The 14,366-nt window shown below is 61.0% G+C and carries 12 protein-coding genes; 3 read left to right on the plus strand and 9 right to left on the minus strand.

Annotation, left to right across the window (positions count from 1 at the left end; all coding sequences use genetic code 11):
- The first annotated feature begins 578 nt into the window (after positions 1-578).
- On the plus strand, positions 579-1,337 hold the full coding sequence (locus AC1ECK_RS36275; RefSeq protein WP_480328064.1) for a GntR family transcriptional regulator: 759 nt from the start codon (positions 579-581) through the stop codon (positions 1,335-1,337).
- 42 nt (positions 1,338-1,379) lie between these two features.
- On the opposite strand, the gene AC1ECK_RS36280 is transcribed toward AC1ECK_RS36275, so the two are convergent.
- The 9 genes from AC1ECK_RS36280 to AC1ECK_RS36320 all read right to left on the minus strand — a co-directional run bounded on the left by AC1ECK_RS36280 (position 1,380) and on the right by AC1ECK_RS36320 (position 12,182).
- Positions 1,380-2,207, minus strand: a complete 828-nt coding sequence (locus AC1ECK_RS36280; RefSeq protein WP_480328067.1) for a GntR family transcriptional regulator — start codon at positions 2,205-2,207, stop codon at positions 1,380-1,382.
- Between the two features lie 117 nt (positions 2,208-2,324).
- Positions 2,325-3,383, minus strand: coding sequence for an aldo/keto reductase (locus tag AC1ECK_RS36285; protein WP_480328069.1), 1,059 nt, complete (start codon positions 3,381-3,383; stop codon positions 2,325-2,327).
- Positions 3,380-3,745 (minus strand): TIGR04076 family protein, encoded by a 366-nt coding sequence (locus tag AC1ECK_RS36290; RefSeq protein ID WP_480328070.1) that lies wholly within the window; start codon positions 3,743-3,745, stop codon positions 3,380-3,382. The genes AC1ECK_RS36285 and AC1ECK_RS36290 overlap by 4 nt, the downstream gene beginning before the upstream one ends.
- A complete protein-coding gene (locus AC1ECK_RS36295) occupies positions 3,738-4,619 on the minus strand; it encodes an alpha/beta hydrolase (protein ID WP_480328072.1) in 882 nt (293 codons plus the stop codon). The genes AC1ECK_RS36290 and AC1ECK_RS36295 overlap by 8 nt, the downstream gene beginning before the upstream one ends.
- A complete protein-coding gene (locus AC1ECK_RS36300; RefSeq protein ID WP_480328074.1) occupies positions 4,603-6,693 on the minus strand; it encodes a hydantoinase B/oxoprolinase family protein in 2,091 nt (696 codons plus the stop codon). The genes AC1ECK_RS36295 and AC1ECK_RS36300 overlap by 17 nt, the downstream gene beginning before the upstream one ends.
- 2 nt (positions 6,694-6,695) lie before the next feature.
- Positions 6,696-8,762 (minus strand): hydantoinase/oxoprolinase family protein, encoded by a 2,067-nt coding sequence (locus tag AC1ECK_RS36305; RefSeq protein ID WP_480328076.1) that lies wholly within the window; start codon positions 8,760-8,762, stop codon positions 6,696-6,698.
- Between the two features lie 109 nt (positions 8,763-8,871).
- On the minus strand, positions 8,872-9,363 hold the full coding sequence (locus AC1ECK_RS36310) for a hypothetical protein (protein WP_480328078.1): 492 nt from the start codon (positions 9,361-9,363) through the stop codon (positions 8,872-8,874).
- 50 nt (positions 9,364-9,413) lie between these two features.
- Positions 9,414-10,724 (minus strand): MFS transporter, encoded by a 1,311-nt coding sequence (locus AC1ECK_RS36315; protein ID WP_480328079.1) that lies wholly within the window; start codon positions 10,722-10,724, stop codon positions 9,414-9,416.
- Positions 10,725-10,823: 99 nt separating this feature from the next.
- The gene (locus AC1ECK_RS36320; RefSeq protein ID WP_480328081.1) at positions 10,824-12,182 is read right to left on the minus strand and encodes a carbohydrate porin; all 1,359 of its coding nucleotides are present in this window, start codon (positions 12,180-12,182) and stop codon (positions 10,824-10,826) included.
- A gap of 410 nt (positions 12,183-12,592) precedes the next feature.
- On the opposite strand from AC1ECK_RS36320, the gene AC1ECK_RS36325 reads away from it, so the two are divergent.
- Positions 12,593-13,792, plus strand: coding sequence for a M14 family metallopeptidase (locus tag AC1ECK_RS36325; RefSeq protein ID WP_480328083.1), 1,200 nt, complete (start codon positions 12,593-12,595; stop codon positions 13,790-13,792).
- Positions 13,793-14,037: 245 nt separating this feature from the next.
- On the plus strand, positions 14,038-14,366 hold a 329-nt coding region (locus tag AC1ECK_RS36330; protein ID WP_480328085.1), incomplete at its 3' end, for a hypothetical protein.

Below are 14,366 nucleotides of genomic sequence, written 5' to 3' on the forward strand. Positions count from 1 at the left end.
GGATTGCAGCTCGTCGAATGACTGCTCCAGGAAAAAACGGAGGACCGATGTCGACTGCGGATTCAACCCGGTCGTTCGGCCTGCTTTATCTTAAACGACCGTTTCCAACGATACAGCGGCCGTTCAATCAGGCGCCCCAACCAGCTCAACGTCGGCCAAAGCCGGCGTTCGTCCATCGACGTAGACGTGCTTGCTCACTGCGTTAGACCGGCGAATCTCCGGCGGCAATCGCGAACGATCGCTATCCACTTTGGTGAACCCGTACATTCGGCCTTCAGAGGACGACCGGCGCTCTCGTAGGCGGCCGCTCAAGAACCCTAACAGACGGGTCTTGAGCGGCTACCAAATTATCAAGCTCGCGCAGACAGTCATTTCATCTGCGCGCTGCCGCCTCACAACACGGTGCGAGTTGGCCTGTCCACATCGTGCCAACAAATGACAGTCAGGAAACAAACGCGAAAGTTCAAGCTGCTGGTTTGACAGCTTTCGTTTTGTGATCACTTATGTAACCTAAAGTAGAATGCGGCAACATCGCGAACAATCTCCAGCGTGCCCTAATATCACCAGCCTGCTAGAAAATGCCCAAAGCCAGTCCCACTGACAATCCGGATATCTCCCCCGTTCCGAATAAAACCTTGCAGGAACAGGTGTACCGGCAACTGCGTCACTTTCTGATGATTGGGCGTTTCCGCCCGGGTCAGGCGCTCAAGATCCGCGACATCGCCGAGTCCTTCTCGACAAGTATTCAGCCCGTTCGCGAGGCGATCCGCCAGTTGATCGCCGAGCAGGCGCTCGATGCCTCACCCAACGCCAGCACCCGTGTTCCCCAGCTCACGAACGAGCAACTGGAAGACCTGCGCAGCGTCCGTCTTGCCGTCGAGGGACTTGCGGCGGAGAGAGCCACGGCGCGCATCGGCACACGCGAAACCGCCGAGCTCGCGAAGATTCTGTCCGCCGAGAGCGCCGCGGACGACCTGATGCATGCGGAAACCAGCGTCGCACGAAACCTGGATTTCCATTTTCGGCTCTACAGCTATTCCGGTTCAACCATTCTTCCGGCGATCATCGAGGGATTGTGGTTGCGCGTAGGCCCAAGCATCCGCGACGCGGCGGAAGCATTCGACGCCCGTGGCGGTAAAGGCGGCGCGCATCACATGGAGATCGTCAAAGCGCTGCGAAAACGGGATGCTGTCGCGGTGCGCCGCGCGGTGGAACAGGACATCAACCGCTTTTTCGACATTCTGCTCGACGCTCGAGTTGCGGCAGAAAACCCGGTGGGGTCTGCCGACGCAGCTCGAAAAAAGCGCGGACCGAAAGCATCGCGCACGAAGGCATAGCCGGCCGGCGAGCGGACTCCAGCATCTGCATCGCAAGCCGTTCTATTTTGGGCGACGCACGCTCTTGCGGACCGCAGGTTTCACTGCGCCGGCAGAAGTCGGGGGCGGGGACGCTTTGTTAGCGCTTGCCACCGGCCGCTTCCGCGCCTTAACCGCACCAACGGTTTCGGCCAGGCCTTGTCCGCTTGCCGGATGTCTTGACAACAAGACGTCGAAAAAGCGCGCGATGTCTTTCTCAACGGCTCGCCGCACGCTTTTGCCATCTTTTTTGCGCAACCCGTTGAGAATATCGACGTGATACGCACTGCCCTCCCCGCCGCGCGCATCGAACAACTCCGCAGCATCGCGAATATTCGGCCCCACCTGAAGCCATAACCCTTCTACGATCGACGGCAGCAACGCCGAACCGGACATTTGATAGAGCCTGAAGTGAAATTCGCGGTTGCGCTGCACGCTCGCCTCAACGTCTTGCGCATCGTCCGCGGCCGCCTCCAGCGCAACGATCTGCGCAAGCTCGTCGACATCGGCCGCCGAGGTATGTTGCGCGGCCAGCTCCGCAGCAAGACCTTCAACCGCGAGGCGAACCGTGCGTAAATCGATCAGGCGAGTCGTATCGAGCACGGGGACCCGCGCGGATGCATTCGGCGTCGCCTCGAGCGCCTTTTCCGCGACCAGTTGCAAAATTGCCTCGCGCACGGGCTGGACGCTGGTGCCAAAACGCAGCGCGAGCTCGCGCACCTTCAACTCCTGGCCGGGACGCAGGTGGCCGTTCATCATCAGGCGCCGCAGATCACGATAGACATGTGTCTGCAGCGGCTGCTTCGAAACCGGATTAACTACACCAAGGTCGACATCTGGAGTTTTGCGCATGCGTGAACGGAACCGCAAGTAGGAGTAGATGAACCCGTTATCGTGGACTAGCGAGCGCGCCTGCAATGCATGCGGCGCGCTCGCTCGCTCATTTTACGTGAACCGGCGCGCAGCCCATCATTGCGCGACGCTATTGAGCTCGTACTTCATGATGTTGCCGTGCCGTCCGTGAATATCGCGCTCAACGGTGTACACATCTCCTTCAATCAGCTTACGCTCGCTGAGCACACGGGCGAGCGCAGCGTGATCTTCGTCGTCGAGCGACACCGAGAGTACCTTCATATGCTCGGGAAGGTGATCGCCCCTGCGTACGCCGACAATCGCACCCGCCACGCACTCCTGATCCAGCACCCAACGCGTCGCCACCGTCGCAATCGAAACCGCATGTTTTGCCGCGATCGCGGCGAGCGTCGACAGCAAGGTCTGAAACAGCGCCCAACCACCGAAGTCGTCGATGATCAGTTTGTACTTGATCAGCGAACGGTTCGAAATCGTGTGATCCGGCTCGGACACGCCCAACCACTTCTCCGACAGAAAGCCACCCGCAACGGTGCCGTAGCACAGCAGGCTAAAGCCGTTTTCCTTCGCCAGCGCTGTCAACTGCTGCGCAGGACGCTGATCGAGCAACGAATACTGTACCTGCATGCTGGTCAACGCGACACCCGCGTCGATCAGTTCTCGCGTTCGTCGAGTATCGAAGTTCGTGCCGCCCAATTGATCGATCTTGCCGGCCTGCTGCAGTTCGCGCAACCAGCCGGCGACGTCCAGATAGCGGTCCACGTTGTAATCCCACCAGTGAAACTGGACGAGATCGAGCCGCTCCGTACGCAGCCGGGAGAGCGACCGGTCGATAGTGCGCTCAACCAGTTTCCGGTCAATGGTAGGCAACAACGAGAGGTCGGGTACGAACTTCGTGTGCACCTTGAGTTGATCGAGGCTGCCTGCACCACGCGTGGCGACGTAATGCGCGCGAAACTCCCCGATCATCTCTTCGACGCCCGTATAAATATCGGCACAATCGAAAGTCGTGATACCGGCGTCATAGTAATTCGCCATGTCGGCGAGCGCGCCCTGATGGTCGACGCTGCCATGGTCGCCGGCAAGTTGCCAGCCGCCTTTGAGAATCCGGGAAATCGTATAGCCGGGCGCAAGTTCGGCACGTTGCATGAGCGTCATTCAGCATCCTTGTTCGTGAGTTTGACCGCCGTCGTATCGGCGTGCCGGAAACGGCGCAATCCGAGGCGTGTGATACGGAACCGTGAAAGGCAATTGGGATCCGGACAGGCGACCTCGGCATCGGTCGACATCCAGTCGTGCGGATCGGTGGCACGTTGTTTCGCGGGTAGTAAAGGCAACAGCGCGGCGAGCGAGTAGATCGAAAACGCCTGACCCGGGGGCAGATGCAACATTTCACCGCGCAGTTCGAAGTAATCGCCAACGCGCGCGCCGCAGTAGAGCTTCGCACCTTCGGGCGCCACGACTTCGACGCGCAGATCGTAAAGCTCGAACGCGTGCTCGTGAGTGGAAGACTTAGTCATTGCCGGGTTCCTGTTTGAAGCGGCCGGTTTGCATGAAATGCCGGACATCGCTTGTCCACGGATCGTCGGCATGCCCGGTATTGAGGTGAATATCGAAATGCCCGCACGCGTCGAAGCGCCGTGCTTGCACTCGGCAGCCGGCTTCCCGCAAAGTCTTCGCCATTAGCAAGCTAAACGTCTCGTAGCGCGGGTTCTCGTGGCCGCCCCAGGTGATCAGGAACGGTACGTCCGCCTGGCCCGCAAAAGCGAGCGAACTGGACGGCGAAACCGCATCCGGCGCTTCGCCAGTCACGAGATGCGGCGCGATGTGCTCGTTGACCACCCGTCGATTGAATGTCGTGCTGATACAGAAGCAGGCCTTGACGCCATCGGCGGGCAAGCCGAACGCAACGCGCTCGTCGCGCCGCACCGCCAGCATCGACGCGAGCTGTCCGCCGGCCGAATGACCACCCAGATGGATCCGCTGGCGGCTGCCACCGAAACGTTCAATATGACGGTCGACCCAGCGCAGCGCCTGATAGGCATCGTCGAACGGCGCCGGGAAATTCGCCTCCGGCAACAGACGGTAGGATGCCGAAACGAATATGCAAGGTAACGACACAAGCGGAGCGGCCATGAACGAACACCACTCCTTGTAACCGTGCGTCCATCCCCCGCCGTGAAAGAAAAGCAGCACCGGCAGATCGCGATGTCCATCGCCCGGAGGAGTGAACACATCTACCTTCTGCCAGTAGTCGTCGCCATACGGCAGATCAAGATGTGCGTTCAGCGACGGCAACGCTGCCGCTGATCTGGCGAGGCACTCAAGGCCATAAGCGTCGGCGGCCGGATTCAGCGGGGGCTGTGAGGGCAGCGTATCAAAGCGCATCTTCATGGCCCTCCTGATACAGGCTGCCGTGCAATTCCAGCGCGCGGGTGGCTTCGTGCAAGCGACCTCGGGCCGCCTCAACGTCGAACCATTCCTCCATCAGCACCTTCGCGCCCAATGTCGCGATGCCGGGCGCCACCTTGTCGAATACCTGGGCCCGCAACGCCGGGCGATTACTCGCCGGTGTGGCCAGAAGCGCGGCCACGAGAGCATTCATGCTGGTGTCGTCGAAGACCGATTCCCAGCGCCAGCGCACCGGGTCGAAGCCGCGGGCCGCCGCGCCGTCCTTGTCCGATGCCGCCCTGCGCAGCGCAATTGCAGCTCGCAGCTCGGCGGTGGCGAGCAGGTCCACGGCTAACGACTCCGCGTCGAATACAACGCCATAGTCGGCCAGCGCCGCCGCCGGACTGACCAGGCCGCGCCGCACGTCGCGCGCCACTTTCAGCGGATCACGCTGCAGCGGATCGCCCCAGCCGCCGCCGCCTGGCGTCATGATGGTCAGCACATCGCCGGCTTCAGGCCGGATCACGTCGATCTTGCCCAGTTCACGTTCGTCTGCTGTTCCCAGGTTGAGCACGACTCGCGCCGCCTGTCCCGGCAAGCCACCGTTGGCGCCCCACGGACAGAACACGAACCGTTCAAGACCACGGCCGAGAATTTCAATGCCGTTCTTCAGCACGCGCAGCGAATAGGCAATTCCCGCGCCCCCCCGATGCAGCCCTGCTCCGCCGCTGTCGGGGCGCAGCACATAAGCGTCGACACGCACCGCCGTATCGGCCTCGCCGCGCTCAGTCGGTGTGTTCCGAATGTTCGCGAGGCTACGATCGCGCCCATCCGCGCCGTCCATGCGGGCGGTGCCGCCTGCGCCGCCCGCCAGCGACTGCACGACCGACACCGTCCGCTTGCCGGTCGCGGCGTCGGTCGTCGCGACGACAACCGGAATCACGGTGCCGCTACTCGCGGCCGGCGCAATGCGCGGGTCGGCTTTCGACAAACATCCGAGCAGCACGTCGGCAAAGCGCACGGCGCCCGCATGACGGATGCCCACGGCTGCGGGCGATTCCGGATTCATCACGCAACCCTTCGGAACCGACACTGTCACGTTGTCGAAGAGCCCTGAATTGAGCGGCAGGTCGGCGTCGTATGTGTACAGCAGGTGCATGATCTTCGACGTGAAATACGGATGGCGCTGTCCCCCCGTCGGCACGTTGTACGGTGACGCGAGTTGCGGATCCGTACCGGTAACGTCCAGATGAATCCGGCCATCCGACACCGACATCGCGCAGCGAAAACGCACTGGAATCCGGCTGCGATAGTCGTCATCGAGATAATCCCAGAAGACATATTCGCCGTCAGGAATACGCTTTTGCGCCGCAAGTGCCCGCTCTCGCGCATAGGCAACAATTCCCGAACGGGCCGCCTTGAACGCCGCGACGCCGTTCTGCGCAATCAGTTCGGCGACGCGCCGCTCGCCCACCGACAAGGCTGCAAGCTGCGCCCGCAGATCGCCCATCGCGACATCGGGCACGCGACTGTTGCTGCGCAGAATGGCGACAAAGGCTTCATTGCGCTTGCCCGACTCGAAGAACTTGATCGGCGGAATCTGCAGCCCTTCCTGGAAAATGTTGTCGAACGCCGGACTGATCGAACTCGGTATCGCCCCGCCGATATCCGCACAATGCGCGAAGCTCCAGCCGAAGCAAACCAGTTCGCCCTCGTGGAAGTACGGTTGAAGCAGATTGATGTCCGGCAAATGCGAACCCACACCGGCAGCTTGATAGGGATGGTTGGTAATGATCACATCGCCGGGCTGAAAGCTTTCGAAGGCGCCGATCACCATCGAACAATCCATATCCGTGCCGATGGCAATACCCGTGTCCGACGGGCAGGCAAAGAACTTCCCCTCCAGATTGCAGAGCGCGGTTCCGAAATCCTGGGTTTCCTTCACGTATGAACTGAGCGCGGTACGGCCAAGCGCGATACCCATTTCCTCGGTGATCGCGTTGAACTTGTGGCGGAACAGTTCGAGAGCAATCGGGTCGAGCCCCTTCGTGTCCGCCGGATTAAAGTCGAGTGCCATGTTCAGACTCCAGAGCGGGTGAGAAGCAAATCGCTGTTCGGCTGGCAGCGTACCTGCCAGCCCGCCGGCACAAGCACGGTCGTGTCGCTTTGTTCGATCACGAGTGGTCCGTTGCGACACTCGCCAGGCACGAACGAAAGACGGTCGAGACAGGGCGCTTCGAGCCAGCAACCGTCGCTGTAGATGCGGCGCGTGTGTTCCGCCACCGTGCCGGCGCACGTGACGTGCTTCGTTTCGACACCTGCCAGGCCACCGATCGCGCTGACGACAAGCCGCGTCATTTCGGCCGGCGCGGCCGGATCGGCGAAACCGTATAGGGTTTGATGCTTGCGTTCAAACGCCACGCGCAGTGCATTCGCGACTGCGGACGCATCGGCATAGGCATCGCCTTCAAGCTCGACACTGAGATCGAACGCCTGCCCCGGGTAGCGCAGATCGGCGACGATGCTAAAGCGCCATGCCTCGGCGCGCGCGCCCAGGGATTCGCTCCACGCGCGTGCGTCGGCGAGCAACGTGTCGAGATAAGCTTGCAAAACAGGCTCCGAACGCGTTTCGCGCGTGAGCTGGAGCCTGCAGGAGCGCACAAAGTCACGCCGCAGGTTCGCCACCACGGCACCCAATGCGCAGAAAGTTGCCGGCGTCTTCGGGATCAGAATCTGCGGCAACGAAGCTTCATCGGCCAGCAGCGCCGCATGCGTCGAGCCGGCTCCGCCGTAGGGAATCAGCGTAAAACTACGCACGTCGCTGCCACGCCGCGCGAGCAGCTTGCGGACTTCGGTCGCCATCATCGAACTCGCGACGCGAATTGCGGCCGCAGCGGCAGCCGCCTCCGGGTCGTCACGATCGCTATAGCCGAGTGCTTCGGCAACCGGCCGAAGCGCCGCGCGTGCCCGCTCCGGGGAAAGCGGCAAGCGACCGCCTAGAAAGCGTGTGCCGTCGAGGAAACCACACAGCAGATAGCAGTCGGTGATCGTCGGCGCCGTGCCGCCCCGGCCATAGCAGGCCGGCCCAGGATCGGCGCCCGCGCTGGTCGGGCCGACCTTGAGCATCCCCTGTTCGTCGACGCGAATAATCGAACCACCGCCCGCGCCGATCGCCGAGACATTCACGACCGGCAGGATAAGTGGGATTTCACCGATCATCGTGTCCGTCGTCAGGTCGGGCGCGCCTCGCTCGATCACGGCGATGTCGGCCGACGTGCCGCCCATATCGAACGTAACGATCCGGTCGACCTCATTCGCTTCGGCGCAGTTCGCAGCCGCGATCACGCCCGCAGCGGGGCCGGACAAGATCGTATCAATCGGGCGCGCCCGCGCCGTTTGCAGATCGATCGTGCCGCCGTTGCTCGCCGTGATCGACAGTGGCGCGCCGAATCCCTGGTCGTGCAACAGTGCCTCGAGGCGGTCGTAGTAGCGGCGCATGATCGGCTCGATGTAGCCGTTCATCACCGCAATCATCGTGCGTTCGTATTCGCGCACTTCGGGCCAGATTTCCGTGGCCGCGACAATCGGCAGGCCTCTACAGCGCTCGCGAAGCATCTCGGCGAGTTCGTTTTCGAAGGCGGCATTCGCGTAACCATTAATGACGGACAGCACCACCGCCTCGACATCCAGCGCGGCGAGCGAAGCGCTCAGCACGCTGAGCGCCGCCTCGTCGGGCCGGCTGACGACAGCGCCGTCGGCTGCCACCCGCGCATCCAGTTCGAGCACGCATTCGCGCGTGACCATGGGCGTTTCAGGTTCGGCGAAAAAATCGTAGGAATGCGCCATGCGGATGCGCGCCAGCTCGAGAATATCTTTGGCGCCGCACGACGTAACCAGCGCGACCTTGACACCGCGCCGTTGCAGCAGCGCGTTGAGCGAAAGCGTGGTGCCGTGAACGATCAACTCGACATCCGCTGGTTGCGCGCCGGCGCGCGCAACCAGCGCCGCAATCCCGGACGCCACCGCCGCCGACGGTTCGGCCGGCGTGCTCGGCTCCTTGTGATGGACCATCTCTCCGGTCGCGCGGTCCAGCATCACGAAGTCGGTAAAAGTGCCCCCAACGTCGATACCAATTCGTTTAGTCAACTCTTTCCCCTACAACTGCCCTGCAAGTCAGAAAAGCGCGGATCGCCTCGTGTCCGTCAAGAGTACGACGATAAGAAAATATTCACAATATGTGATCACAAATGTTATTTTATTGGCGCGTGCATTCCGGCACACCTGCCGGGTCCACTTTGGCGCGAACCAGGTTCACCAGCGATAACTTGCCGTCCCTCACTTCTGCGTGGCCGGCGGCAAGCAGGCACGTCGTCGCCCCATTGCGAACGATGTCGATCACCTGGTAGGTGTAGATATCGTTACCGGAACGGAATTCGTGGCGAAACGGCAGGATGGTTTCGGTATGCCCGCCCGCCGCCTGGATCTTTCTGAAGTGCTCGACCAGCGCGGGCAAGCCTTTCGCAAATACTTCGCCGTTGATGACGATTGCGCCGTCCGCGGTGAAGTAACGGCCGAAAGCTTCTTCCGTGAGCGCGCCGGGTGTCTTGATCGCCTCGTTCCACCATGCGTACATCGCCACTAGCGGGTCGTTATCCGACGCCTCGGCAAGGGTTTCGGATGCCACAGTGGGCATGGCGATTGCCGTGCTCGCACACAGCAGCAATGCAATGGGCTTGAACCATTTCATATCGTTCTCTGAGGAATGCCGGAGCGAAAAGGAGTGAAGCGCACGCTGCCTCAGCCGTTGAGCGCCTGTCCGGTTCGGTCCCGCGCAAAACACAACGCCACGAAGCTCGCCACCGCACCGGCAATGATGTAATAGGCCGGCGCCAGCGGGTCGCCGGTCAGGCGAATCAGCCAGGTCGTAATCAGCGGCGCAAACGAACCGACGATCGTGACCGCGATATTGTTGGCGATCGACACACCGGTCGAGCGGATGCGCGTTGGAAACAGCTCTGCCATAAAGGCGCCCACAGGTCCCGTGTACGCCGCAATCAGCACCGACAGCAGACCTTGAACAAGGATCAGCGATTGCACCGTGCGCGTTTTGTCGAGATAGACGAATAGCGGATAGATCAGCACCGCGAACAGCAGCGCGGCAATCATCATCGTGGTGCGCCGGCCGAGCCGATCCGACAGACGTCCCATCTGTGGACACAACACGAAGACAATCGCGCCGCCGATCATCGCGGAGGTATACGCACCCGACAGCGGAATGCCGAACGACTTGTTGGCGTACGTCGGCATGAAAATCAGCAACAGGAAGGACGTGATGGTCCAAAGACAGGACGCGCCGAAGCCGATTGCCACACTACCTAGTTGCGCACCCACCGAACGCGCGATAGGCGTTGGTTCACTGTGTGAGCGGCGGTCCTTCAGAAAAACCTCGGGCTCCTGCAAGCGCGATTTGATCAGCCACGCAACCGGCCCGAATGCCAGTGCCAGCAGGAAAGGAATCCGCCATCCGATCGACCCGGCCTGCTCCGCTGGAACCACATTCGCAATCAATGCAGCAAGCGCGCTGGCGAACAGAAAGGCGCCGACCTGAACCGTCTGGTGCCAGCTCGCATAGAAACCCCGTCTGGCCGCGGGAGACACCTCTGCGAGAAACGAAATGCTGCTGCTGGCGCCACCGCCCGCGGCGAATCCCTGGGTGATCCGCGCCATCAGTATCAGCAGCGGCGCCCACAAGCCGATCGATGCGAACGACGGGATCAGCCCCATGATGCCGGTGCTGAGCGCCATTAGCGCGACCGTCAGGAAGATCGCGGCCTTGCGTCCGGCACGGTCGCCATAGGCACCCAGCAGAAGCCCGCCAAGCGGCCGGACGACATACCCGACGCCCAGCGTCGCTACCGTCAGAAGCAAGCCGGTACTGCTGTCGCCAGATGGAAAGAATTGCCTTGAGATCGTGCCGGCAAACAACCCGTAGATCGTCAGGTCATAACCTTCCAGAGCACTTGCGGCGATCGTCGGCAGAATCGCCTTGAACTTGGGCGCCGCGGGCACCGACGACGCCTGCAAAGGCTGAGTGGAACTCGAATGCATGCTACCTCCAGAAGTTGATCCGGCAGGACGGATCGCCGCTCGCGAAACGCCTTTTTCCGGTCGCGGAGCGCCGCCTTGCCGCTTCAGCAGCAACAACGCCTAGTCGCCGATGTGCGGCAACCCAAGAAGTGTGTCCAGACTGATATTGATCTCCAGCCCGACGACAAAAGCATTCGGAATCTTTGTCTTGTAGGTGGGCGTATAACGAGGATCAGGATTGACGATGTATTGCAAATTCGGACGCAGCGTGACTCCCGGGGCGAGCGCATAACCATAGGTCAATTCAAAGATGAATTCCTTCGAGGCCACGCCGCCGGTGCCGCCCGCTTTCTCCCGCATCCCCGTTAGATACTGCACTTCCTTCGACGTGAACGCTGTGTCGGACACCGCGAAGCCCAGCGTGTCCTTGGGTCGTCCGGCGAAGGTTCCCGTCTGCACGACGCCGGCCCTCAAGGCGTATTGCACTGGCTCGGATTCGCTAAAATCATAGAACGCCGAGCCAAATACCGCGAGATTGCGCGTGGAACCGGAGTCGGGACGATAGATCACCTGATCGCCCAGCAGGTAGACACCCGTCTCTCCGGTGTGTTGCAACTTCGTCCCCCCGTACCGGTAATACGGCAGTCCGTTTGTGTTCAGCAGCACATCATTGCGAGGCGCGTCGTTGTACCAGGTGCCGATCCGATAGTGGCGCGGCATATCGTCGTTGGCAAAGCTGGTTTCATAGCCTGCTTCCGCCAGCCAGTTCGTGCCCGTTATGCCCTTCGTACCGAGATCAAGAAGATGCGTGGTAGGCAGCAAGGTATTGCCGTCGATCGCAAAACCGCCTGCCTGAACATACGTTTTCGGCGTGATATTGAAGCGCGCGCGCCCACCCCACGTCGCCAGCGGCGCCAGCGCCGTACCCGTGTCCTGACTGAATCCGTACATCGAACCGCAGAACACGTGATTCATGAACATGCACGCGTAGTCCGACTTCGCGAACGCTGGAAATGCTCCCATCCGTCCCGCGACGAGATTCAAATCGTTCTTGTGGAATAACGAGAAGTTCTGCTCCAGCGTGAGGTTCAAAAAGCGAACCAGGTTGAACGGCGCGTAATTTTCCTGCGCGTCGATACCGCCGCCAATGTACTTCGCCGAAAGTCCGGTGCTGGCCTCCGCGATGATCGAAGCGTGAAAAATCGCGCCCTTCCAGCCCACCAGTTTTTGCAGATCGACGTCGGTCCCCAGCGTCGCGTACTGCGATGCCGTGATCCCATGCCTGATGCCGCCAACCGGATTCGCCGCGATCTCTTCGTCGATATAAGAGCGGAAGTAGATGCCGTGCTGCGCCGCGATTGCGGCGTAGCTGAGCAGCGGGCTCGATAGGGGCGCCGCCGTCGGAGTGGGCGTTGCGATAGCGCCGGTTGCCTGGTTGCCGGCGCCCTGCGTACCGGCACCGGACGCTGAGGCCGACATCGGTGCATCGGTTGTCGCTGGCGTTGCAGCAAAAGCGGTGGCGGATGTCCCCGTGCCCCCGCCGGCCAGCAGAACGGCGCACAGCAGGTTCGGCGTGCGTCGGCGCCAGCGCCCGGACAGCCGTCGGCGGTTCAATGAAGCTTCGATACCCATTTCGTTCCCATGATCGTGAGGTTCGTGCAGCAAACAAAGCGCGTTGAATACGCGACGGATCGTGTGCCGATAGCCTGCAGCACACCTTCAGCGGAGCCGGAGCGACGCCGTGGAAACAAATTAAGTTGCCCAATTTAAAAATGCAATATGTGATCAAAAATAAAAGTTGCGAACCGATCGCGGTCGCCGGAACATTTTTGTTTACGTTGAAATGTGATCACATATGAAGTACGTTTCTGGTTCCCGCTGCGTCTGCGGTGGACGTCGCCCAAAGGGCTGGAGGTATTGGCATGTTTGTAGACTCGATGATCCCGTCCGGACGTATCGAGGTGGTGGACGCGACAAATCCGTCCGATATTCGGCTGAAGGTTCCGAAGGATCCTCACTGCGACCTGATGGGCTGGTACCACTTTCGCGCCTCAGGCGTGCGTGGACAGGTGTGTCGCTATCGGCTGATGAATGCGGGAGAAAGCCGGGGCGTGCGGCTACCCAATCGCGAGGACTTCGAAGATCGTTGGACCAACACCGGGCCGCTTGCCAGTTACGATCGCGAGCACTGGTTTCGAATTCCCGCCGCCTATGACGGCATGGAGTTTTCGTTCGAGCATCGTTCGGAACACGACGTGTGTTATTACGCTGCGTTTGCGCCATTCTCTGAAGATCGAGACCATGCACTCATCGTGCGGGCACAGATGTCGCCGCTGGTCACTGTGAACACGCTCGGCCATAGCGTCGAAGGTCGTCCGATCGATATGCTAACCGTCGGCACGCCTGCGCCGGGCGGGAAGAATGTCTGGGTCATCGCCCGTCAACATCCGTCTGAAACGCAGGGCGGGTTTTTTATCGAAGGCATGCTGGCGCGCCTGCTCGATCCGGCTGAGCCGCTCTCCCGCGCGTTGCTCGCGCGCGCCGTGGTACGCATCGTGCCCAATATGAATCCCGACGGATCGGCAAATGGGTTCAGCCGCAGCAACAGCCTTGGCGTCAATCTCAATCGCGAATGGAATGCGCCGAGTCAGGCGCGTTCTCCCGAGGTGCTGTGCGTCAGAAGCGCAATGGAGCAACTCGGCGTCGACTTCAGTATTGACTGCCACGCAGACGCCGAACTGACGTGCAATTTTGTTTGGCCCTCTGAGAACGTGACGACATGGCATAGCGCTCGCCGCACGCTGTTTGAAGCGTTCGAGCGCGCGTGGTCTCAAGCTTCACCCGACTATGGACTGGGCGAGTCTTACCCAGGCGGCCTTCCGGCACACGCGGACGAATCCATGGGCTGGAACTGGATCGGCAACCGCTTTCCTTCGGCGCTGTCTGTTCTCCTGGAACAGCCGTTCAAGGACACCCGGAACACACCCATACCGGAAACGGGCTGGTCGCCTCAGCGCGCCACGGCATTCGGCACATCGTTCGTGACCGCGCTGCACGCGGTCGTGCCGCTACTGGGTCACAATATCTGAGGCGACCTCTGGCAGAGGTGCAACTGAACTCCGCGCTCGCCTTGTATCCAGACTTGCGGATTTACGTCGCTCCCAGCGCCCCCAAGCGACAATGGCAGGGAATGGTGACCATAGGGCTTTATCTTAGATGGCTTCAAGGAGTCACAGATCCGCCTTTTGACGATCCCGTTGAACAAGATCGCGGACGAAACGTCCCTTAGCTGAGTGAAGCGGACCTTCGAATATCCGACTGAGTCACCGGTCGAATGGCCGAGATTGGCCGGCTGCTGTTTAACGCCGAACTACCCGGAACCGGACATTCATCGGCAATACCGGGCAGCGACAAACGTCCGCAATCAACGCCGGCCGCTGCGTTCGGCGATCACGGTGGCGTCGGCATATTGATACGACGCAAGATCCGCGCACGTTTTGACGATTCGTTGCAATCCATGGGACAGCTCCATGCTACGTATACCCGCCTCAGACCGATCTGGAGGTGTGGCGCATGTCGATGGGATTGCATATTGCATGGGCGGCGGTTGCCCATGTTGTTTAACTCACTATTTGTCCCGCTGGATATCGGCGCATGGGAATA

The organism is Paraburkholderia sp. SSBN10T (genome assembly GCF_056619545.1).

Excerpts from the sequence above, each read along its gene's own strand:
- AC1ECK_RS36275 (WP_480328064.1), top strand. The coding sequence starts at position 579 with ATGCCCAAAGCCAGTCCCACTGACAATCCGGATATCTCCCCCGTTCCG.
- AC1ECK_RS36280 (WP_480328067.1), bottom strand. The coding sequence starts at position 2,207 with ATGCGCAAAACTCCAGATGTCGACCTTGGTGTAGTTAATCCGGTTTCG.
- AC1ECK_RS36285 (WP_480328069.1), bottom strand. The coding sequence starts at position 3,383 with ATGACGCTCATGCAACGTGCCGAACTTGCGCCCGGCTATACGATTTCC.
- AC1ECK_RS36290 (WP_480328070.1), bottom strand. The coding sequence starts at position 3,745 with ATGACTAAGTCTTCCACTCACGAGCACGCGTTCGAGCTTTACGATCTG.
- AC1ECK_RS36295 (WP_480328072.1), bottom strand. The coding sequence starts at position 4,619 with ATGAAGATGCGCTTTGATACGCTGCCCTCACAGCCCCCGCTGAATCCG.
- AC1ECK_RS36300 (WP_480328074.1), bottom strand. The coding sequence starts at position 6,693 with ATGGCACTCGACTTTAATCCGGCGGACACGAAGGGGCTCGACCCGATT.
- AC1ECK_RS36310 (WP_480328078.1), bottom strand. The coding sequence starts at position 9,363 with ATGAAATGGTTCAAGCCCATTGCATTGCTGCTGTGTGCGAGCACGGCA.
- AC1ECK_RS36315 (WP_480328079.1), bottom strand. The coding sequence starts at position 10,724 with ATGCATTCGAGTTCCACTCAGCCTTTGCAGGCGTCGTCGGTGCCCGCG.
- AC1ECK_RS36320 (WP_480328081.1), bottom strand. The coding sequence starts at position 12,182 with ATGTCGGCCTCAGCGTCCGGTGCCGGTACGCAGGGCGCCGGCAACCAG.